Origin of the sequence: Niabella soli DSM 19437, assembly GCF_000243115.2 — a bacterium.
Lineage (GTDB): Bacteria > Bacteroidota > Bacteroidia > Chitinophagales > Chitinophagaceae > Niabella > Niabella soli.
Genome location: NZ_CP007035.1, coordinates 2,814,076 through 2,834,321, shown reverse-complemented (window position 1 = coordinate 2,834,321; position 20,246 = coordinate 2,814,076). Strand labels below are relative to the sequence as shown.

The 20,246-nt window shown below is 44.7% G+C and carries 21 protein-coding genes; 6 read left to right on the top strand and 15 right to left on the bottom strand.

Annotation, left to right across the window (positions count from 1 at the left end):
• The first annotated feature begins 16 nt into the window (after positions 1–16).
• Together NIASO_RS12085 and NIASO_RS12080 are read left to right on the top strand one after the other, a co-directional pair.
• Entirely contained in the window at positions 17–595 is a 579-nt protein-coding gene (locus tag NIASO_RS12085; RefSeq protein WP_008586163.1) for a hypothetical protein, read from the top strand.
• A gap of 127 nt (positions 596–722) precedes the next feature.
• A complete protein-coding gene (locus tag NIASO_RS12080; RefSeq protein WP_008586162.1) occupies positions 723–1,325 on the top strand; it encodes a superoxide dismutase in 603 nt (200 codons plus the stop codon).
• Between the two features lie 110 nt (positions 1,326–1,435).
• Here the strand turns inward: NIASO_RS12080 and NIASO_RS12075 are convergent, their stop codons facing one another.
• Both NIASO_RS12075 and NIASO_RS12070 read right to left on the bottom strand, forming a co-directional pair.
• A complete protein-coding gene (locus NIASO_RS12075; protein WP_008586160.1) occupies positions 1,436–2,770 on the bottom strand; it encodes a Gfo/Idh/MocA family protein in 1,335 nt (444 codons plus the stop codon).
• 223 nt (positions 2,771–2,993) lie between these two features.
• Positions 2,994–3,950: a formylglycine-generating enzyme family protein gene (locus tag NIASO_RS12070; RefSeq protein WP_008586158.1), complete on the bottom strand. Its 957-nt coding sequence runs from the start codon at positions 3,948–3,950 to the stop codon at positions 2,994–2,996.
• 135 nt (positions 3,951–4,085) lie between these two features.
• On the opposite strand from NIASO_RS12070, the gene NIASO_RS12065 reads away from it, so the two are divergent.
• Complete coding sequence (locus NIASO_RS12065; protein ID WP_008581726.1) at positions 4,086–5,003, top strand: hydroxypyruvate isomerase family protein; 918 nt, start codon at positions 4,086–4,088, stop codon at positions 5,001–5,003.
• Between the two features lie 69 nt (positions 5,004–5,072).
• On the opposite strand, the gene NIASO_RS12060 is transcribed toward NIASO_RS12065, so the two are convergent.
• From NIASO_RS12060 to NIASO_RS12045, 4 genes are all read right to left on the bottom strand, one after another.
• Positions 5,073–5,717, bottom strand: coding sequence for a GyrI-like domain-containing protein (locus NIASO_RS12060; RefSeq protein ID WP_025298920.1), 645 nt, complete (start codon positions 5,715–5,717; stop codon positions 5,073–5,075).
• 256 nt (positions 5,718–5,973) lie between these two features.
• Positions 5,974–6,693 (bottom strand): hypothetical protein, encoded by a 720-nt coding sequence (locus NIASO_RS12055; protein WP_008586153.1) that lies wholly within the window; start codon positions 6,691–6,693, stop codon positions 5,974–5,976.
• Positions 6,694–6,866: 173 nt separating this feature from the next.
• Complete coding sequence (locus NIASO_RS12050; protein WP_008586151.1) at positions 6,867–8,909, bottom strand: OPT family oligopeptide transporter; 2,043 nt, start codon at positions 8,907–8,909, stop codon at positions 6,867–6,869.
• Between the two features lie 112 nt (positions 8,910–9,021).
• Positions 9,022–10,542, bottom strand: a complete 1,521-nt coding sequence (locus tag NIASO_RS12045; protein WP_008586150.1) for a peptide MFS transporter — start codon at positions 10,540–10,542, stop codon at positions 9,022–9,024.
• 111 nt (positions 10,543–10,653) lie between these two features.
• Here NIASO_RS12045 and purD point away from each other — a divergent pair, with 111 nt between their 5' ends.
• On the top strand, positions 10,654–11,928 hold the full coding sequence (gene purD, locus NIASO_RS12040) for a phosphoribosylamine--glycine ligase (RefSeq protein ID WP_008586148.1): 1,275 nt from the start codon (positions 10,654–10,656) through the stop codon (positions 11,926–11,928).
• 181 nt (positions 11,929–12,109) lie between these two features.
• Here purD and NIASO_RS12035 read toward each other — a convergent pair whose 3' ends face one another.
• From NIASO_RS12035 to dusB, 7 genes are all read right to left on the bottom strand, one after another.
• Positions 12,110–12,316 carry a helix-turn-helix domain-containing protein gene (locus NIASO_RS12035; protein ID WP_025298918.1) on the bottom strand — a complete coding sequence of 69 codons (207 nt, stop codon included), beginning with the start codon at positions 12,314–12,316 and terminating at the stop codon, positions 12,110–12,112.
• A 2-nt stretch (positions 12,317–12,318) separates the two neighbouring features.
• A complete protein-coding gene (locus tag NIASO_RS12030) occupies positions 12,319–12,858 on the bottom strand; it encodes a DUF2975 domain-containing protein (protein WP_008586144.1) in 540 nt (179 codons plus the stop codon).
• Between the two features lie 11 nt (positions 12,859–12,869).
• Positions 12,870–13,427 (bottom strand): DUF2975 domain-containing protein, encoded by a 558-nt coding sequence (locus NIASO_RS12025; protein ID WP_008586141.1) that lies wholly within the window; start codon positions 13,425–13,427, stop codon positions 12,870–12,872.
• A gap of 235 nt (positions 13,428–13,662) precedes the next feature.
• A complete protein-coding gene (locus tag NIASO_RS12020; protein ID WP_008586140.1) occupies positions 13,663–15,450 on the bottom strand; it encodes a MutS-related protein in 1,788 nt (595 codons plus the stop codon).
• A 59-nt stretch (positions 15,451–15,509) separates the two neighbouring features.
• Positions 15,510–15,953 (bottom strand): Uma2 family endonuclease, encoded by a 444-nt coding sequence (locus NIASO_RS12015; protein WP_008586138.1) that lies wholly within the window; start codon positions 15,951–15,953, stop codon positions 15,510–15,512.
• 3 nt (positions 15,954–15,956) lie between these two features.
• Entirely contained in the window at positions 15,957–16,178 is a 222-nt protein-coding gene (locus NIASO_RS20435; protein ID WP_084568282.1) for a hypothetical protein, read from the bottom strand.
• Between the two features lie 26 nt (positions 16,179–16,204).
• A complete protein-coding gene (gene dusB, locus NIASO_RS12010; RefSeq protein ID WP_008586135.1) occupies positions 16,205–17,245 on the bottom strand; it encodes a tRNA dihydrouridine synthase DusB in 1,041 nt (346 codons plus the stop codon).
• A gap of 98 nt (positions 17,246–17,343) precedes the next feature.
• Between dusB and NIASO_RS12005 the strand changes: the two genes are divergently transcribed.
• A complete protein-coding gene (locus NIASO_RS12005; RefSeq protein WP_008586133.1) occupies positions 17,344–18,261 on the top strand; it encodes a CPBP family intramembrane glutamic endopeptidase in 918 nt (305 codons plus the stop codon).
• The gene (locus NIASO_RS12000) at positions 18,251–19,105 is read left to right on the top strand and encodes a phosphatidate cytidylyltransferase (RefSeq protein ID WP_008586131.1); all 855 of its coding nucleotides are present in this window, start codon (positions 18,251–18,253) and stop codon (positions 19,103–19,105) included. Before NIASO_RS12005 ends, NIASO_RS12000 begins: the two co-directional genes overlap by 11 nt.
• A gap of 96 nt (positions 19,106–19,201) precedes the next feature.
• Here NIASO_RS12000 and NIASO_RS11995 read toward each other — a convergent pair whose 3' ends face one another.
• Both NIASO_RS11995 and NIASO_RS11990 read right to left on the bottom strand, forming a co-directional pair.
• Positions 19,202–19,663 carry a hypothetical protein gene (locus NIASO_RS11995; RefSeq protein WP_008586130.1) on the bottom strand — a complete coding sequence of 154 codons (462 nt, stop codon included), beginning with the start codon at positions 19,661–19,663 and terminating at the stop codon, positions 19,202–19,204.
• Entirely contained in the window at positions 19,660–20,088 is a 429-nt protein-coding gene (locus NIASO_RS11990) for a hypothetical protein (protein ID WP_008586128.1), read from the bottom strand. The genes NIASO_RS11995 and NIASO_RS11990 overlap by 4 nt, the downstream gene beginning before the upstream one ends.
• Between the last annotated feature and the right edge of the window lie 158 nt (positions 20,089–20,246).

Genomic DNA, 20,246 nt, shown 5'->3' with positions numbered 1-20,246 from the left:
ACTTAAAATATTAAATATGAATAAGACGCAGCTTGTAAAAAAGGTATACGATTATTACCCGAAGGGTTTGACCCCGGCTGCGGACCAGGTGGGGTATGACAGGGCTTATGCAAGAAGGAAGCGTTCGGCCCGGATCATGAAGGAAAGGCTTAGCCCGCAATGGGAGGCGTTTATGCGCGCTTTAAAGGAACGGTTTCCGCCGCATCAGTTAAAAGATCAGACGGAATTGTATCTTAATAAATTTTGTTTTTACCTGGATTATGCGTCCAACGAAAACCGTGGGTTGTTTAAAGTGCACATCCTCTTAAGTGTTTTAATGCCCTGGCATAGTATAGTGGTGACGGATTTTATGGAATATAATGGGGCAATGTTATTGGATCATGATCAGTTTTGTCTTAATAATGAGGCCGGTTACCGGCGGTACCAGGAAGAAATAGCTCTTATAGATCAATTATTAAAATCGCATTTTAAAACAGAACTGGTTCTTTACCGGGATCTCAATAAAATAATGATGCCGGGTGCTTATTTAAAAACTAAAAAAGCAAACGTTAATATGTTCGACCTGGTTTTTGCTAATTATTTTACTAACTTTTAAATAATACTTTTGAATCTGCTATGGCTGAATTTTTGTTGTATTTGTTTGTGTTACACAACTATAATAGGCTACTTTTGTTATAGTTACAAAGCAAATGATTTAATCACAACTAAAAAATAATAAGATCATGGCATTTACACTACCAGCCCTCCCTTATGCATTTGATGCACTGGAGCCGCACATTGACAAGGAAACAATGGAAATCCATCACGACAGGCACCACAAAGCGTATGTTGATAATTTAAATAAGGCGGTTGAAGGAACGGAGAACGCAACTAAATCGTTGGATGAATTAGTAAAAAATGCGGGGAGTATTTCTGCGGCGGTTCGGAACAATGGTGGTGGCCATTGGAACCACTCTTTTTTCTGGGAGATTCTTGGTCCCAATGGCGGTGGCGCTCCTTCCGGTAAATTAGCGGATGCCATCAATGCAACCTTTGGTTCACTGGACGGATTAAAAGAAAAAGTGAATACTGCCGGCGCTACCCGTTTTGGAAGCGGCTGGGCCTGGCTGATCGTTAAGGATGGCAAGCTGGAAGTAACTTCAACCCCCAACCAGGATAACCCGCTTATGGATGTGGCTGAAGTAAAAGGTACGCCCATTTTAGGAGTAGATGTGTGGGAACACGCGTACTACTTAAAATACCAGAACAAACGCCCGGATTATTTAAAAGCCTTCTGGAACGCGGTGAACTGGAAGAAGGTGGAGGAACTCTTTGAAGCCGCTTAATAACCATCAGGGTCTGTTAACGACTTAATGATTTTAGAAATTGTACGGCAATAATTAAAAAAGCCCGGAGTAAAACCGGGCTTTTCTTTTTAAAGTACCTGAGTTAATTCTTACGAAAAATATTTCGTTTTGCCCGGCATGGCAACGGGGTAAAAACCGTCTGCATTAGGCAATACGGGAGGCGTTGCTGTAAAGCTGTATTCTTTGGGCATAATATCAATGCCGGAGTTGATTGCCTTATCCCATTCAATCACCTGGCCGCTATAGGTTGCCATCCGACCCATAATGGAAGTCATGGTGCTGGTGGCGCCGTAATCTGCATTCGAAAATTTATACTCGCCTTTAGCTACCGCTTCGAACAGCTCGTCATGTTCCGTTTGATAAGGATTGCGTTCGCCTCCCTTTTTGTCGAAGCTGAACAGCACTTTTCCCGAGCGGTCTTTGATCACAGACGCATCGCCAAATATCGAGCCCTTTGTGCCAACGATCAATTCATCCACCTTGCTCATGGTGCCCGGAATATGACGGCACTGGCTGTTCAGGATCGTTCCGTCGGCATAATGGAACTCTACATAATGGTGGTCGTAAATTTCGCCGTATTGTTTCCCGGTTCTTACCTGGCGGCCACCCATGCCCTGTGCTTTAACGGGATGCCCTTCCATAAACCAGTTCATTACATCAATATTGTGGATGTGCTGTTCGTTGATATGATCGCCGCAAAGCCAGTTAAAATAATACCAGTTGCGCATCTGGTATTCCATTTCCGTTTGTTGGGGTTCGCGTTGTTTTACCCAAACGCCGGAGTTGTTCCACCACACCTGCCCGGAAATGATGTCACCGATCATGTCTTTGCGCTTAAATAATTCGCGGTAAGAATCCTGGTAGCGGCGTTGCAGTCCTACCACCACATTCAGTTTTTTCTGCTTGGCAATTGCTGCCGCATCCAGCACTTTTTTTATACCTGCGGGATCGGTTGCCATCGGTTTTTCCGAGAAAATATGTTTATTCTGTTTTACAGCTTCTTCAAAATGGATGGGCCGAAAGCCCGGCGGTGTAGTAAGAATAACCACATCGGCCAATGCTATTGCTTTTTTATACGCATCGAATCCGACAAATTTATTTTCTTCGGGCACATTGATCTTGCTGAGCAGGTTTCCCTTCAAACCACTGTCCGACATATCTTTTGCGGTGATGGTCTTATAACATCCATCCAGGCGATCCCTGAACGCATCGGCCATAGCCACTAACTTCACATTCTGCTTTGTTGATAAAGCCTGTGTTACCGCTCCGGTACCCCGGCCACCGCAGCCGATAAGGGCTATCTTTATTTCTCCTTTGGCTCCGGAAAAAAAGTTGATGTTACCCAGGGATGGGGCAACCAAAAGACCGCCGGCGATCAGCGATCCGTTTTTTACAAAATCTCTTCTTGTTGTTTTGTTGCTCATGTTATATGGTATTTAATCGCTAAAAATTAAACTTGTTTACACTTTTTAAACTTAACCCTGTCCGAACGGAGTTCATCCGGGCGGGCACATAGGTACATAGAATTATGATAGCAGAAAAAAGGAACATAAAAACACATCAGCTATGTTCCCCGTCGCGGCGGGGAATCTATACCGCTTTGAGCGCTATGACTTCTACTGTATCTATGTGGTTTGAACAATTTCATTACAAAATGTAGGTTGAGAAGAACTTTTCAATAGTTTCTTTATCGGGTTGTTTGGCCGGGCGTACCAGCCGGAAGCCTACAAAAGGCGCATCAGCATTCCACCATTTGCTTTTAGGTATCTGGGGGTCGCGGCGGTTCCAGATGGGATCCGATTGGGTTCGTTTGGCGCTGCGCAGCTCCGGGGCATCGTCTTTATAACTGCCACCCCGTACAATGCGCGGGTGGCGGGTTTCGGGAATACGCACCGGGTTGGTAGCTTCCTTGCCCAATGTTGTATAATAATCAGCCTGGTATTGATCCAGCACCCATTCAGCAACATTACCATAAATATCATACAGTCCCCAGGGGTTGGGCTTTTTCAGACCGGCTTTGTGGTATTTGCCATCACTGTTTTTTTCGTACCAGGCATAATCGCCCAGTTGTTTTTCATCTGCTCCAAAAAACCAGGGACCTTCGGCACCCGCGCGTGCAGCGTATTCCCATTCCGCTTCTGTAGGTAACCGGTAAAAGACGCCTGTTTTTGCATAAAGCCATTTGCAGTACATAATTGCCGCGCGTTGCTGCATGCTGTTGGCGGGAAAGCCACCTTCTTTTCCCATACCCAGGGTCAGATCGATATAAGGCGTGGTAGGCCGGGTAACGGCATCCGCATCTACATTCTGACCGAGGCTTTCATCATTAAGGTACAATACATATTCGTCGAAGGTGACCTCTTTTTCGCCCATATAAAAGGCATCCAGTTTTACGGTTACCGGTGGCAATTCGTCGGCATCCTTGCCGGGATCTTTGGCATTACGGCCCATTTTAAAACTCCCTGCGGGGATGGGCACCATGGTGAATTTTACATCAGACCCGGAGATCGTTTGCTCATATTTCTGAAAAGGGGCGTCTTTCTTGTCCTGGGCATTAAGGAGGGCAGTACTGAGGCACAAAACTGCGGCAATCATCTGTTTCATTGATCCGAAGATAGTTAAATTTTTATTTTGACAATTATTATGGTAATAAAATACAACAATTTAAAAATATATACTTTTCCTTTTTTATAAATATCAAAGTTTACTATATTTAATTCGAAAATAAATATTGCCATTATGAATCGCAGAAGCTTTGTAAAGAATAATGTTTTAACGGCAACCGCGCTGGGTATGGGCACGGGCCTGTGGGCGCGGTCTTCCGGAACTACGGCTGCCGCCGATAAACCCTTTAACCTGGACTATGCTCCCCATGATGGGATGTTTGCCAATAGCGCCGGTAAGGATTTTCTGGATCAGATAAAATATATGTACGAAAGGGGGTTCCGCTCCATTGAGGATAATGGCATGACCAGCCGCACGCCCGAAATGCAAACAAAAATAGGCGAAGCGCTGGCGAAGCTGGGGATGCATATGGGTGTTTTTGTTTTGCCCAAGGGAGGGAACGGCGCTAATACGTTGGCCACCAAAAAGCAGGAGCATATTGATATATTTCTTGACGGTTGCCGCAAATCCGTGGAAACGGCCAAGCGTTGCGGGGGTAAATTAACTACGGTGGTTCCCGGGGATTTTGACCGCAGGTTACCACTGGATATTCAAACGGCGAATGTGGTGGAAGCATTGCGCAAAGGCGCTGCGATCCTGGAGCCGCATGGTATTGTAATGGTCCTGGAACCGTTGAGCGATACGCCCGATCTTTTTTTAAGAACATCGGCGCAAACTTATGCGATCTGCAAAGCGGTGAACAGTCCTTCCTGCAAGATCCTGTATGATATTTATCACATGCAGAAAAACGAAGGCAACCTGATCACCAATATGGGCCTGGCCTGGGAGGAGATCGGTTATGTCCAGATCGGTGATAACCCCGGAAGAAAAGAACCCACTACCGGGGAGATCAATTATAAGAATGTGTTTAAATGGTTACACGAAAAAGGGTATAAAGGTATCCTGGGTATGGAACATGGTATCTCTCAACCCGGAAAAGCCGGTGAAGACAGGCTAATTGCGGCTTACCGGGAAAGTGATGCGTTTATGTAAATAAGCAATAGCCGGGAAGGCGCAGCGGCGGGAAGTATTTATTTTTTTCGTCGTTTCTGCGTTGCCGTCTTACCGCTTTCCCGGCCAAAAATATTTTACCGGCTCCCTCAAAATGGTTTTAAGCTGATCCGGCTTCGTTCTTCTGAAATCTGATAAATAAATTTCATGATGCAGGCCGTTGCGGGTGAGCCGCCGTTCTTCTGTAAAGGCAATAATTTTTTTTAATGATCCGGGTTCTGTAGTAAAAGGCCCCTGGTGCAGTACCTGCACGCAAAGTCCTTCATTCATTTCAAATAATTCAAGATACTGAGCTTCGATCAACCGCTTTTTTAGTAGCACAACTTCCTGGGCGTTCTGTACTTCCTTTTTTGTGATAAACTCCGGCAGCCGTATCAGCAGGCGGTATTCCCATTCGCTGCGCGGAATAGCTAACGGCGTTTCCGAAGCGGCGGGTGTTCCAAACCGGCTTTCGTCAAACCACCAGAGTCCCTCCAGCTTTGAAACCACAAAATCTTTTCCTTGTGTTTTAAATGCAAATTTGATCGTATAGACGGTAGAATACAATGCTTCGATATGTTTTTTAAAACTGTCGCCCGAAGGGTCGCCTTTACCAATAATGGAAAGAAATTGAGCGGGCGCTATTGTAACAAGTTCCGGCTGTGTTTTTGCGGTGAAATAGGAACGGTAGATTTTGGTGAGATCTGATTTTTCCATCTGTAGTATTTAACTACACAAAGGAAACAACCGGTGCTGACAACTGACTGTCAGCAGCAAAAATAGGCGGGAATTTTTGTTTTTTACTTCAGACTTATCGCACGGTTGCTTCCCCGGCTAAAAAGTTTCAGGCAATTTTTAGGAACCACCCAAAATATACATTACATCTTCACTTCAGCCTGCCTGACGCCAGCCTCAATTAGCAGTAGTTGTGAATTAGTCGACCAAAAAGTACCTCGTCAAGTTTGAATGATGATTATTTGAACCTGTTTTCATATTCTTTTCTTCTCTTTCTGTGAATATATACCTGAAATACAAAATATATAGCTCCTATGTATGAAGCGGCAAGATAAAAATAACTACTTGTACTAGTTGTTCCTTTGTGAGGTAGTATGAACAACATTATTGGGAATCCAACAATCATTATTGCAGCCAAAATGGCTACTAATAACCCCAATGTCGTCTCGTAAATTGTTTTCCCAAGCCTGATATCATTACACTTATTGTCGTCAGCATTGTTTAACTGCTCTACTTTTTCAATAAAGTCCGAAAAGAATTTTCTAAAATCATCCTTATCGTCGTGGTCGTTATTATGGTAGAATTTAAACTTTGTGCCGTCCGTTAAATTTAATTTGAATTGGTCGAATTGCCGGTCAGGCTGAAATGCATAATCCTTTATGTCTGCCCATTTTATTGCTATCGCCTGTCTGTTGTGCAGGAGAAACTGGCTCAACCATCTTCTTTTTATACCCTCATTATCTATTTCAATTTCTATGTTTGCGATTGCCGTATATCTTGGTAAATAAAAAGCAAGCCCCAAAATTGGGGCGAAGGATAATATAAATGACCAGAGTCCACCTTTGGGCAGTATTTGATTTTTATCTAAAAAAATTAAAAATGCTATTCCCGAAAAAATCACTGTCAGCAATGTCAGAACGTATAACCAGGGGGATGATTGTTTTATATTGTAAGTCATATTTTAAGCAGTTAAATTTTATCTCAAAAACATAACAGCATACTTGTAAATAGCAGCAGATTAAATGATGCTATTTGAATGTGAATCTGCCCAATCAATAGAAAATCCCGTATACAAAAAACTCTGGGCTCGCGTTAGGGCTGACTAAAAAATCCAGTCAAGCTTCTAAGCTGTTACTCTTTATTCTTTGATAAACCTACGCGGTAAAGCACAAAGGCCATTGTTGCGAAGGCCAGTGTTCCCAAAATATAATAACCGTCTTCGTGCAAGACCCGGGTGAGCCCGTGCTCTGCATTGACCTTAGCTAATGCGGCTGCAGGCCCGTCAAATCCGGACAGGATCGCGATGATCACTCCGGCAACGGCGCCTCCGGCTACGAGCCCGGTTGCAAAAAGATTGCCGCGGCCCAGTTCTTCTTCTTCAGCACTTGCGGCCTTGCCGGCTTTTTTGTCTACAGCGCCTCTTATTAACCCTCCGATAAAAATAGGGAGCGTGGTAGAAAGCGGCAGGTACGCACCTACAGCAAAGCTCAGCGACTTTACGCCACAAAGCTCCAGCACTATTGAAATAAAAACACCTACCAGTACAAACTGCCAGTCCAAATTGAACGACAAAATTCCGCGGGCTAACGTTGCCATAAGGGTTCCCTGCGGGGCCGGATAAGCTTCTGACCCGATAGCGTGGCCGGTAATGCCTTTTGCCACCATGGCAGCAGTAGGCTTATCCAGGAAGTTTACGGTAAATCCTATCACAATGGAAGCCACAACAACCCCTACAAATAACGCTATTTGCTGATATTTTGGCGTGGCCCCAATGATGTAGCCGGTCTTCAGATCCTGAGAAGTCGCCCCTGCGTTGGCGGCGGCAATACAGATGAGGCCACCAACCACCAGTGCCATCGGCTCATAGGCTTTCCCGCTCCATCCTACCGCAATAAAAATAAGACAGGTGCCCATTAACGTGGCGATGGTCATGCCGCTTACCGGGTTATTGGATGATCCGATGAGCCCCACGATCCTTGAGGAAACCGTAACGAAGAAGGCTCCGAAAATAACCACCAAGATGCCGATCAGCAGTTTTTGAAAAATGGTATTTCCGGGTATCTGGGGCAATAAAGCGATCAACAGTACCAGGGCCAGGCTGCCAAAGCCGACAACTTTCATGCTCAGGTCGCGCTCGGTTCTTTTCACCGTTGTTTCCGCTGCGGCACCCCCTTTGATGGAGCCCAGGCTTCCTTTAAATGAAGCGATGATAGTGGGTATCGTTTTTAACAAGGTAATAAAACCTCCTGCCGCCACGGCGCCCGCGCCGATCTGCCGGATATAGGCGTAATAAATAGCCGATGAAAAATCGCCAAATGTTTTTGCTGCCGGATCCCAGCCCCCTTTACCGCCTGCAGCACCTATATTGGTGAGATACCCCAGTTTTACCTGTTGTGCTGCGATGAGTTCCGGTGAAACAACAGAAGATAACAGCGGAATCAGCACAAGCCATGCCAGCACGCCTCCTGCTACCAGTACCCCCGCAATCCTGGGTCCGATAATATATCCGACACCGAGGTATTCGGGTGTGATCTCGCCGCTTACCCTGGCTGAAGGAAAGAATTTGTTGGTCTGTTTAGTTATAAACGACGGCGTTTCGGCAATAACGTGTACGATCTTTTGCAACACGGCATATACAAAGGCAAAGCCCAGGCCCCAGAAAGCGGTCTTGGCAAAATCGCCGCCTTTTTCTCCGGCCTTCAGTACATCTGCGCAGGCAGTTCCTTCGGGATAGGGCAGGGTTTTATGTTCATTAACGATCAAAGACCGGCGCAGGGGGATCATCATCAGGGTGCCGAGGATGCCCCCAATGATCGCCAACGTTAAGATGGTCATATAATTAAAGAATTGGGCGCCACTTCCATCACTCAAAAATAAAAATCCCGGAAGGGTAAACACCACGCCCGAGGCGATACTTTCGCCTGCTGACCCTGTCGTTTGTATGATGTTATTCTCCAGGATAGTGGTTTTTAAAAACTTTCGTCCTAATGTAATGGCGATCACTGCTATGGGGATGGAGGCTGAAACGGTCAATCCGGCCTTCAGGGCCAGGTAAACCGTAGCGGCGCCAAAGATGATCCCAAAAGCAGCGCCGGTTAACACCGATTTTAATGTGAATTCAGCCATACGTGCCTCATCCGGCACAAAGGGTTTGAATGATGATTTTTCTGACATACTTGTTTTGATTGAAAGACGAAAGATTGCGAATGATAGTGATAAATTTCAATACGGCATTTCTGCTCCGGGGCCGGTGCAATTCTCCGGAAAAAGAACGCACGGCCAATGCTTATGCACCTTCCATTAACTTACTCAGTTTCCTGGAGATTAAAAATAAAATCAGTGAAGCGACGCCGGCCATAATAACAAATAACATGAAAAAGTCATACATGTCGCTCATATGATAGCCCAGAAAATTAGTAATTCTCCCATTATCCGGGTATAAGGAACTTAGTACACCGGCAAGTTTATTGGCCGCTGCATTTGCTAAAAACCAAACGGCCATCAACAATGAGGCAAATTTGAGCGGCGCCAGTTTGTTTACAAGGGATAAGCCAATTGGGGAAAGGAAAAGTTCTCCAACGGTATGCAGTGCGTACATCCCGGTTAGCCAGATCATACTTACTTTTATTCCGGGCGCAACACCTTTTACGCCAAAGGCGATCCACAAATATCCTAACGCAAGAAAGAACAGGCCCCCGGCCATTTTTGCCGGAGAGGAAGGCTCCCGCTTGCCCAGTTTTATCCACAGCCAGGCCAGGACAGGCGCAAAACATATAATAAAAATGGAGTTCAGGGATTGAAAAAGGCTTGCCGGAACCGTCCAGAACCCCAGGTTACGCTGGGTTTGCTCTTCGGCAAAAAAGGTTAAGGAAGCGCCTGCCTGTTCGTAAGCGCTCCAGAAAAAGATAACAAAAAAGGATACAATAAATATTACACCAATGCGCTGCTTTTCAATTTTGTTAAGCGTTTTATCAGAGAAGACAATAAAAGCAATAAACAAAGCGGCGGCGGCCAGCAGGTAGGTAAGATAGCTGAAAACTTTGGCATCGGCGTATAAAGCGCCGGTTGTGATAACCGCAAAGGCAACCATGCCCAGAATAATAAACAGGGGGGCGATAACCCTGCGGGGAGTATTCTCGGGCGTAAGCCCCAGTACTTTGCCCGAGTCAGGGGCTACTACATATTTATGATGAAATGCCTTTTGAATCGCTACGCTGATCAACATGCCGATGCCTGCACACAGGAACGACCATTTAAAGTCAGCCGGATTACCCGTATCCCCAACCATGCCACAAACAAATGGCCCGAGGGCTCCCCCTACGTTAATGCCCATATAAAATATGGTATAGGCCGCATCAATCCGCCGGTCTCCTTTGGGGTATAACTGACCTACCAGCGAAGAAATATTTGGTTTAAAAAATCCGTTTCCGGCGATCATAACGCCCAGCCCGGTAAAAAATAAAAATGTTGATAGCTGGGGTTGTGTGGAATATACAGACGCACAGATAAATAATATAAACTCTCCAATGGCCATCACAAGGCCGCCGGTAATAATGGAGCGGCGGTTTCCCCAATACCGGTCTGCTATATAGCCGCCGATCAGGGGCGTCAGGTAAGAAAGGCTGGTATAGCTTCCGTATAGATTTGAGGCGAAGGCCTTATCAAAGAACAGCGCCTTGGTCATATATAATACCAGGATGGCACGCATGCCATAGTAGTTAAACCGTTCCCACATTTCAGTTGCAAATAATACAGCAAGCCCCTTTGGGTGCTTTGGGGAGGAAGGAACGGTCACGTTGTTATTCATTTAACAAATGTTTGTGTGAAGTTTGCCGGGCAAAATACATAAAAATGCGGAATCACCATTTATTTTCATTTTATAGCTATCTTTCCCGCATAAAATTGATTTAAAGCAAAAATGAAGATATTAGTTTTAGGAAGCGGCGGCAGGGAGCATGCATTGGTGTGGAATATGAAAAACCGTGGCAATCATGAATTGTTTATTGCTCCGGGCAACCCGGGCACAGCAGCCCTGGGCGTTAACGTTGATCTTGGGATCAATGATTTTGAAGGGATCGGCGCCTTTTGCCGGCAAAACCAGATCGAAATGGTGGTAGCAGGTCCCGAGGAACCCCTTGTAAAAGGCATCTGGGACTTCTTTAAAAAGGATGCTGCTTTAAAAGATATATTATTTATTGGCCCCTCGCAATTCGGTGCGCAACTGGAAGGGAGCAAGGCATTTGCCAAGGGCTTTATGGAACGGAACCAGATACCAACGGCTGCCTACCGGGAGTTTACGGCAATCAATTTTGAAGAAGGAAAAGCCTATGTTGGTAACCACGCGCTACCTGTAGTATTAAAGGCTGATGGATTAGCGGCCGGGAAAGGGGTGGTGATCTGTCAGACCAATGAAGAAGCGGTTGCCGAGTTTGAAGCCATGATACAGGAGGCGAAATTTGGCGAAGCCAGCCGTAAAGTAGTGGTGGAGGAATTTCTTTCCGGTATTGAGATGAGCGTGTTCATTGTTACAGATGGCAACGAATACGTGTTACTGCCACAGGCAAAAGATTATAAACGCATTGGAGAAAAAGACAGTGGTCTGAATACAGGGGGCATGGGGGCCGTTAGTCCGGTGCCTTTTGCGGATGCCATGTTTATGCAAAAAGTCACAGACCGTATTATTAAGCCTACTGTGGAGGGGCTGAAAAAAGAAGGAATCGATTATACGGGATTCGTATTTATCGGATTGATAAAAGTGGGAGATGATCCTTTTGTGATTGAATATAATTGCCGTATGGGCGACCCCGAAACAGAAGTGGTAATGCCGCGTTTGAAAACGGATCTGGCGCTTATCTGTAAAGCGGCTGCTGAAAACCGGCTTGCTGAAATTACAGTTGAAGAAGATCCGCGTACTGCTGTTACGGTAATGGCCGTAAGCGGCGGGTATCCCGGCGATTATGAAAAGGGATTTAAGATCACCGGGTTGGATCAGCCGATGGGTGCATCCATTTTGTTTCATGCCGGCACGAAAACACATGCCGGACAGGTGGTTACCAACGGTGGCCGTGTGCTTTGCGTTACTTCTTTTGGGGACACCGTTGCAGATGCGGTGCGTAATTCAAAAGCCATTCTTTCTGATATTCATTTTGATGATATGTATTACCGAAGAGATATCGGGTTTGAATTTATGTAGGGGCATTTTAAAAAGTGCGTTTTTATAAATGCTGTAATGTAGCGATATAGGGCCTTTTGTAGGAAATGAAGGCGTGTGTATTAAAATAGATAACCATGAAAATTGAAAATCATATTTTTAAATTTCATGGTTATATAAATGTGTTTTAATAAAATATTGCTATTTGTACATAGGTGATCAGCTAGTCTTTTACATATTCAAGAATATCCCCCGGTTGGCAATCCAATGCCCGGCAAATAGATTCCAGGGTTTCGATACGAATGGCTTTTGCTTTTCCATTCTTCAGAATAGAAAGGTTGGACAGGGTAATGCTTACTTTTTCACTGAGCTCATTCAGCGACATTTTGCGCCGCGCCATCATCACGTCCAGGTTTATAATAATCGGCATTGTTATACAGTTAAATCGTTTTCCTGTTGCAGTTCAACGCCCCTTTTGAAAACCTGGGCAATTGCAAAAAGTATAACGCCCATTAGAATCCATACTTCAGCGCCATCCAGTTTCAGCGCTGCTGCATCCGGCATAGAGATGCCCTTTGCTGACAGCCATTGGGCATACTCGAATCCATATTTTGAAAAAAGACCAATAAATAATGCACAAACGGATCCCCATGAAATCAACCGGTTGACTTCTGCGCTAAAGGGCTGGGAGAACTTAAGGTTTTTGTTGCTCATCAATTTAATAATAAGATAAAAAAGATACGCTTTAAGTATGGTTACAATACTTACTACGATTATTATAGCAGCAAAATGTCCTTTATCGTATCCGAACAGTGCTGATAGCGCTTTCCACTTAAATAAATGATAGGAACTATTAGGCATGACCAGCCATACCAAACTGCTTATCAGGATGGAGCCTGCTTCTACGCACAGCGCAACAAATATGATCCACACGAGAATATTCAAAAGTAAAATAACTTGCTTTGTTTTCATTTGTTTTTAATTTAAACAGTTAAATCGTTTTCTTCTTTTAATTCCACCCCTTTTTTAAAAGTATAGCCAACGGTAAGCAACACTAAACCTAACAGGAAGGGCCAAAAGGGGAACTCTGTTTTATAAATAACGGCTGCGGGCTGAGGTACAGGTGTACCTTTTGTGTAAACGAGAAGATAATTAATCAGGTAAGTAATAATGCCAATCAATATGGCCAACCATCCCATGGACGTGACACGTTTAATATTGATTGACTCGAAAATTTTATTTCGACTTGCAGATTTTATAAAATGATATAATTTGGATAAAAAAGCGATGCCGATACCTATATATGTGAAAAGCAAAAGATACGAGCATCCTTTCAAGATCCAGAAGCTACGGCCCGGATCGGGACTGGTACCGGTAATGATCTTTCTGCTTTCTTCGCAAGTGCTGCAATCAACACTGTTCCATCCCTCCTTAAAATGCTGGATGCCCCCTTCAAAAAACAGGGTATAAAACAACGTAAAGAGTAGCAATAACACATAGCTGATTTTAATCTTTATCATGGTGCCAGTTTGTTTTTTCATATAGCAAATTTTGCTATAAAGGAAAATGATTTTTTTTGAATATCAAAATAAATTTATTGTAAATCAATAAATAATTATTCCAAATCAAAATGTATAAAATGCAACACCTTTTCATTTAATGCATTGGCGCGCAGCAATAGTTATTTAAAAATCGCCGCAGGCGATAAAATAAAAATGCGAAGCTGCAAGTTTCGCATAGCGTCATTAATGAGAAACAATACCTATTGCATAGCAGCTATTGGTCAATAACACCCAGTTTTTTCATGAGATAAGAGGCGCTTAGTTTGGTACATACGCCATTTTTCAGTTTATAGTCGAACAACAACTCATCATTCACAATTTCTGATTCAAAGGCTTTATTGGCGATGTAGGAAGGGTATTCCTTTATCAGGTCGGCCACCATAACATCATGCGTTGCAATAATGCCAAAAGTGTCAAAGGCCGCCAGCTTGCGGATCAATCCGATAGTTCCATTGCGTTTGTCATTGCTGTTGGTGCCCCGTAAAATTTCATCCAAAATGACAAAAGTTTTGTTTCCCTGTTCCAGGTGTTGCACTATTGTTTGTAACCGTTTTAGCTCTGCATAAAAAAAGGACTCGCTTTCCTGTAACGAATCGGTAATGCGCATACTCACAAATACATCGAAAGGATAAAACACCAATCGGGAGGCGGTTACGGCTGACCCGCTTTTGGCCAGCGCCAGGTTCATGCCTACGGTACGCAGGAAAGTGCTTTTGCCACTCATATTGGAGCCGGTAAGAATGATGAATTGCTGTTCATGAAAACGGATGTCGTTGCACACTCTTTTTTCTTTTTTAATAAGCGGATGCCCCAGCGCCATAGCCTGAAGATCAGGACCGGTGCTGATCTCAGGGAAACAGTTCTCCGGGTTGTTAAAAGAAAAATTGCCCAGGCTGCCCAGTGCTTCCAGTTTTCCGATCACTTCCAGCCATCCGGGGATCTGCGCTGCATGTTTTTGCTTCCAGTTGCCCAGGCGGTATAAAATGTGAATATGAAAAAGGAAGAGCCCGTTCAATAAAATGCTTACTATCAAATTAATGATCGATTCCAGGTATTCAAAAAGCGATGCTAACTGGTGCAATCGCATGGATGCTGTTTGCGTATTGTCTTTTAACTGTTGCTGGTATTGCTGCAGGAGCGGCGCCTGGAATTGCTGTTCTTCTATCGATCGCAGTTGATCCCTGTAGGCCGCTAATATCTTATTTACGGATGTGGAAACGCTTAATTGCTGTGCAATTTTTTTGCCAAATGAAAAGGCGATCGCCAGGTTGAGGATAAACGTCAGGTAAATGAGTCTGAATACTTCGTTATTGTCGGACACGAACATATAATATAATAGGCTCCCAATAGTGACCAGGGGCATTATTAAAAGTGCAAAATATAGGGGCTTGCTGATCCCGGTTTTTGGGGAATGGATCCAGTCCGTGAGTTGTTTCAAATCTTTCTCCCGGTTCTCCTGCAGGCTTCCTTTAGCATATAATTGCTGACGAAAATCAGTTAACCCCGCCAGTTCCCGAATCGCCTCCTGTCGCCGGGCAATTGTGTTTGTTTCCGGATTTAACAATAGGTCCGCCAGTTCCTTTTTCCCAAATGAAGTACTGCAGCGGTTCAGATGGGCATATAATCCGCCGGCTCCAAAAAAATCAAGGTCATAAGAATAGGGATGGTGCGGGTCTTCGTATTCTTTGCCATTTGAGTAGGTTGACCGGTTCGTTTCAAGAAAGGTGGTCTCGTCTGCGTTATATTTAACCAGCGCTTTGTAATAACTAACTTGTTGTTGCAGCCGGTCGTACCATTTCACTATCATGATAAAGACGACAAAAACAGCAATAGCTGCTACGATAGCAACGGCTGTACCGGTTTGAGTGGAGCGATAAAGCAAATAAATGAAACCGGCAAAAAGCACCAGCCGGGAAAAACTGAGCCATCCCAGCTTTTGCTGCAATTGATTTGCTTTAATAGAATATTGTTCTGCTTTTTCCTTATAAACTGTTGTATGCATACAGCCGTAAAAATAAAGAAGATGTGCCAATAGCTACACAACAGTCAATCAGGAACAATTTACTTAAATACTTCGCTCACTTTAAATTTCAGATCCGGGAACAGGGAGGGGTTGATTTCATCGTTTTCTGTAAACGGTTTTAACCCGGAGTATTTGCCGTCTTTTAACAGGTATACAAGAATAACCCTGTCCTGCGGCTCCACCAGCCAATATTCTTTTACGCCGCTTTCTTCATACAGGTCAAATTTTATTCCCATTTCTTTTTGGGGATTGCCTGGTAAAAGAATTTCTATTACAAGGTCAGGCGCTCCAATACAACCGCGGTCATCAATTTTTCCGGCATCACAAACCACGCAAATATCCGGTTGTACTACTGTAAAAACCGCCGCATCGTTCTTTCGTTTTTTTGAATCGGGCAGGTGTACGTCAAAAGGGGCGGAAAAAACGCTACAGGGTTTCTCTTTGAAAAAATTATAAAAAACGCTTGAGAGAGAAATAGACACTGATTAATGCCTGGGACTTGGTGCGGGACCCATTTTGTAGATCCAGCCTCTTAAGAGTTCCACCCGCTCCTGAAATTTCCATTGGAAATAATCGGCATAGGAGTAGCGTTTGGCTAAGTTGAGCTGATCTAAGGAGGTGATTGGTCCGTACGGGACAATGGGTTCTTCTAATTTATTTTCCGGATCCATTGTAATGCGATTCATGGTTCCTGTAAAGATAACCATTTTAAAATGAGGCCTGTTTGGAGGGATCAGTTCACCGGGCAGTTTTCGTGATAATTTACCAGTTCAATAGGTGCGGCTTCAATCTCAAAAGCGGAATATTTTTCAATGATTTCGTCCAATACTTCGCGAATGGCGTTTTCTTCCGAAAGACGTACGAGCTTGCTCCGGTACTCTTTGATATTCGGCAGCCCTTTTAGATAGTTGGCATAATGGCGGCGCATTTCATTGATGCCCACAATGGGTCCTTTCCATTCCACACTTTTCTGCAGATGCTTGCGCACCACGCTCACTCGTTCTTCAACAGTAGGCGGGGCCAGCGTTTCGCCTGTTTTCATAAAGTGCTTTATTTCACGGAAGATCCAGGGATAGCCAATAGCAGCCCTGCCAATCATAATACCATCCACGCCGTAGCGATTCTTATATTCCAGTGCTTTTTGCGGACTGTCGATATCGCCATTGCCAAAAATGGGGATATTGATACGGGGGTTATTCTTTACTTTTCCAATAAGGGCCCAGTCGGCTTCACCTTTATACATCTGGCAGCGGGTGCGCCCATGGATCGCCAATGCTTTTATGCCCACATCCTGTAGCCTTTCTGCTACTTCTTCTATATTCAGCGTATTTTCATCCCAGCCCAGTCTGGTTTTTACAGTCACCGGCAGCGTTGTTGATTTTACAACGGCCTCGGTCAGGCGTACCATAAGGTCTACATCTTTTAACACGCCGGCTCCGGCTCCTTTTAATGCTACTTTTTTTACCGGGCAGCCGAAGTTAATATCCAGCAGGTCGGGTTGGGTTACGTCCACGATCTTTGCCGCCAGCGAAAGGCTTTCCTCGTCGCCACCGAAGATCTGGATGCCCACAGGCCGTTCATAATCGAATATGTCCAGTTTCCGGCGGCTTTTGATCGCATCGCGGATCAGTCCTTCACTGCTGATGAACTCCGTATACATTAAATCGGCTCCGTTATCCTTACATACAGCGCGGAATGGCGGATCGCTTACGTCCTCCATGGGCGCCAGGAGTAACGGGAAATCGGGTAATGTTATGTTGCCTATTTTGATCATTATCAGGGTTTCGGGTTACCGGTTCCGGGTCCCAAGTTGCAGAAAACTGCTATTTTTGCCCCGATCACCATCGGGGTGCGAAGGTACAATTTATTTTTATGATGATAGCTGAAGATCCGTACAGGAAACCCATTACCTATTCCGCAGGCTTTTTTATGCTGATTGCTTTTGGGGTTGGCGGGATGATTTTGGGTGGCCTTTTAGGAGGTATTGCCTGGTCCCTGAGCACGGGCCGAAACTTTCTGGAGCTGGCTGATGCAATCGGCAACCCTGCATATCTCAGGCAAATGCAGTTGGTGCAAACGATCACTGCTGTTTTTGGTTTTTTTGTTCCGGCTGTAGCCACGGCTGCTTTTTTGAGTCGTAAGCCATTGAGAATGATGGGATTTGAAGAGAAGTCTACTGGCCGGCAGCTTATATTCTCCGTTTTGATCATTTTCGCAGGCCTGGGCGTCAGCAGCGGATTGGGGTATCTAAGCTACCAACTGCCGCTGCCCCAAAATATTATAACGCTTTTTGATAAATGGGAAAGCCAATACGCGGTGCAGGCGGCCGGCCTGGTCAGTTTTAAGAATATACCGGATCTGCTCATCTCCATCCTGGTGCTGGCCCTGGTCCCCGCTGTTTGTGAAGAAACATTCTTTAGAGGCGGATTGCAAAATTTTTTGTACCGCAGCAAAAAGAATCTTTGGTTCCCTGTTATTGTGGTCAGCCTTATTTTCAGCGTGGTGCATCTGTCCGGATACGGTTTTCTTTCCCGGTTTGCTTTAGGGATAATCCTCGGGCTGTTATATCAATTTACCGGCAATATCTGGCTGAACATCCTGGCGCATTTTATAAATAACGCCTTGGCAATGATTGTATTGTACACACAGGTACATGCGGGAAAATCAGTGATCGGTGCCATGAGTGACCGCGGCGGGAGTTACCTGGGGTTGCTTGCTGTTCCTGTGGTGGTGCTGCTTTTTATTTTGCTGAAAAAGAAAACACAACAAACCCTGACTGATGGCATTTAACTGGAAAACCTTCTGGACAAGAGCATTTACCGCACTTATTTTTGTTGCCGTGATGATGGGCGGACTCCTGTATAATGAATGGAGTTTTTTCCTGTTGATAGCGGTCATTCATTTTGGATGCTGGTGGGAGTATCTAAAACTGGTGGAACAAATATATAAAGTTCCGTTTCATCCTTATATCAAATTCGGATTTTGTTTAACCGGGTTTCATATGCTTTTATTCTTCTGTAATCGCCTGCAGGTGCAGGGATACAATATCGTAAATAGTTTTTCGTTGCCTTTTTTGATTGCAGGGTTGGTGTTGCTGGCTGCCGGTATTTTTAAACAACGGGTGCATCTGAAGGCAACGGGTGTCGCCGCCTTTGGCCTTATCTATATTTCCTTAAGCTGGGGATTGTTATTGCAACTGCGCTATTCCACCGCTATTCCAATAATGAAAGATACTGCACAATCAGCTTCCGGATTTTTTATCCCTGTTTTGTTAATCGTAGCGATCTGGATCAATGATACCTGTGCTTACCTGGTGGGTTCTATGATCGGGAAAACTCCTTTCTCTAAAATATCACCAAAAAAAACACTGGAGGGGACCATCGGCGGTATGCTGCTTTGCGTGGCCGCCATCACGTTTATATTGCAATATTGGTTTCAATGGCCGGTACTGTTGGGTATTGCGGTTATTGCGGCTATTGCGGGAACAGCGGGCGATCTGCTGGAATCAAAGATCAAACGTATGGCAGGCGTAAAGGACAGCGGACATATTATGCCAGGGCATGGCGGTTTTTTGGACCGGTTTGATTCGCTGCTGGTGGCGATTCCCTTTGTGTGGGTGTTTTTGCTATTGTAGAAATAGGTCGCCGCAGGCGACAAAATAAAAGTGCGCGGCTGCAAGCCACGCACAGCCGGCAGGATACTGGGGATAAATGCCAAACGACAGACCTGATCAGCCTATGGCGCCGCCCATTCTTGTCATCAGGATCACCATCAGCAAAAGCCCCAGAAAGGAAATCGCCAGGATGGCCACGATCCTGAAATAAGCCCCCAATGCAATAAGCCCCCTGATCAACAGGGTGCGGTTGTCCTGCTCTATTCCTTTTTTTGCATACCGCGAAAAAGTGAACAGTGTATAAAAAAGTAACCCGCTTATAATAAGTGAAAGGAGCAACATAAAAATGTTGCCGGTGGCTGCAAGTTTGGCTGTACTGTCATTAAACCCCTCTTTAGCCGGCTGCGGAGCGGCTGTAGATTTCAGAAAAAAAGCCGCAACGCTTACCAATGTTCCGGCAATCGACAATAAAGCAGCCACGCCCGCTGTTTTTGAAGTAGTGATAATTTTGCTTTTGGTATAAAAGTCCAACGGTATTTCGGACGGTATATTGTCATGCAGCTCCTGACCCGTATTCATGAGAATAGTGTTAAAAGATTTACTAAAAGACTGATCGTGGAAAAGATCGCCATAACGATAAAAAAACGGTTGAGGTTCACGAATGCCTCACTTATCAAAGCGGTGTCTTTTTGAAGCACTCCTGTTTTTAAGGAAGTAGCCGCCTTGTATAAAAAGTATAAAACAGCCGCTGCAATAAAAAAGATAATTAAAAAGCCCGTAACAAGCGCGCCATACATTCCCGTCATCCTTACAGGTGCAGCGGCCTCCATTTCACGGAAGATAGCAGCCCCGTTAAACAGCATTCCTACAACAATAAAAGCGCCGATACCGAACCCGATGGTGGTGATCAGGCGCACCCACCGGCTGATGTTGCTAAATTGCTGGTCAAAAACCGGATCGGTCTCATTATTTTGAGAAATTGACGGATCTTCTTGTTCTGTCATGCGTAAGTATGTTTTGAGGACGTAAATATAGTTAAACCCGAAAGAACTCAAACTATTGAGGTAATTCAAATTTCGCCTGAGCTAGCCATCATTTTAACGCATCATCCGATAGCTATCGGATTTGAACCCTCCGCTCTAAGCGGATTCGTCGAAACGAC

What these genes read in the sequence shown, in the direction of transcription:
- NIASO_RS12085 (WP_008586163.1), top strand. Translation starts at nt 17, where the DNA reads ATGAATAAGACGCAGCTTGTAAAAAAGGTATACGATTATTACCCGAAG.
- NIASO_RS12080 (WP_008586162.1), top strand. Translation starts at nt 723, where the DNA reads ATGGCATTTACACTACCAGCCCTCCCTTATGCATTTGATGCACTGGAG.
- NIASO_RS12075 (WP_008586160.1), bottom strand. Translation starts at nt 2,770, where the DNA reads ATGAGCAACAAAACAACAAGAAGAGATTTTGTAAAAAACGGATCGCTG.
- NIASO_RS12070 (WP_008586158.1), bottom strand. Translation starts at nt 3,950, where the DNA reads ATGAAACAGATGATTGCCGCAGTTTTGTGCCTCAGTACTGCCCTCCTT.
- NIASO_RS12065 (WP_008581726.1), top strand. Translation starts at nt 4,086, where the DNA reads ATGAATCGCAGAAGCTTTGTAAAGAATAATGTTTTAACGGCAACCGCG.
- NIASO_RS12060 (WP_025298920.1), bottom strand. Translation starts at nt 5,717, where the DNA reads ATGGAAAAATCAGATCTCACCAAAATCTACCGTTCCTATTTCACCGCA.
- NIASO_RS12055 (WP_008586153.1), bottom strand. Translation starts at nt 6,693, where the DNA reads ATGACTTACAATATAAAACAATCATCCCCCTGGTTATACGTTCTGACA.
- NIASO_RS12050 (WP_008586151.1), bottom strand. Translation starts at nt 8,909, where the DNA reads ATGTCAGAAAAATCATCATTCAAACCCTTTGTGCCGGATGAGGCACGT.
- NIASO_RS12045 (WP_008586150.1), bottom strand. Translation starts at nt 10,542, where the DNA reads ATGAATAACAACGTGACCGTTCCTTCCTCCCCAAAGCACCCAAAGGGG.
- purD (WP_008586148.1), top strand. Translation starts at nt 10,654, where the DNA reads ATGAAGATATTAGTTTTAGGAAGCGGCGGCAGGGAGCATGCATTGGTG.
- NIASO_RS12035 (WP_025298918.1), bottom strand. Translation starts at nt 12,316, where the DNA reads ATGCCGATTATTATAAACCTGGACGTGATGATGGCGCGGCGCAAAATG.
- NIASO_RS12030 (WP_008586144.1), bottom strand. Translation starts at nt 12,858, where the DNA reads ATGAAAACAAAGCAAGTTATTTTACTTTTGAATATTCTCGTGTGGATC.
- NIASO_RS12025 (WP_008586141.1), bottom strand. Translation starts at nt 13,427, where the DNA reads ATGAAAAAACAAACTGGCACCATGATAAAGATTAAAATCAGCTATGTG.
- NIASO_RS12020 (WP_008586140.1), bottom strand. Translation starts at nt 15,450, where the DNA reads ATGCATACAACAGTTTATAAGGAAAAAGCAGAACAATATTCTATTAAA.
- NIASO_RS20435 (WP_084568282.1), bottom strand. Translation starts at nt 16,178, where the DNA reads ATGGTTATCTTTACAGGAACCATGAATCGCATTACAATGGATCCGGAA.
- dusB (WP_008586135.1), bottom strand. Translation starts at nt 17,245, where the DNA reads ATGATCAAAATAGGCAACATAACATTACCCGATTTCCCGTTACTCCTG.
- NIASO_RS12005 (WP_008586133.1), top strand. Translation starts at nt 17,344, where the DNA reads ATGATGATAGCTGAAGATCCGTACAGGAAACCCATTACCTATTCCGCA.
- NIASO_RS12000 (WP_008586131.1), top strand. Translation starts at nt 18,251, where the DNA reads ATGGCATTTAACTGGAAAACCTTCTGGACAAGAGCATTTACCGCACTT.
- NIASO_RS11995 (WP_008586130.1), bottom strand. Translation starts at nt 19,663, where the DNA reads ATGAATACGGGTCAGGAGCTGCATGACAATATACCGTCCGAAATACCG.
- NIASO_RS11990 (WP_008586128.1), bottom strand. Translation starts at nt 20,088, where the DNA reads ATGACAGAACAAGAAGATCCGTCAATTTCTCAAAATAATGAGACCGAT.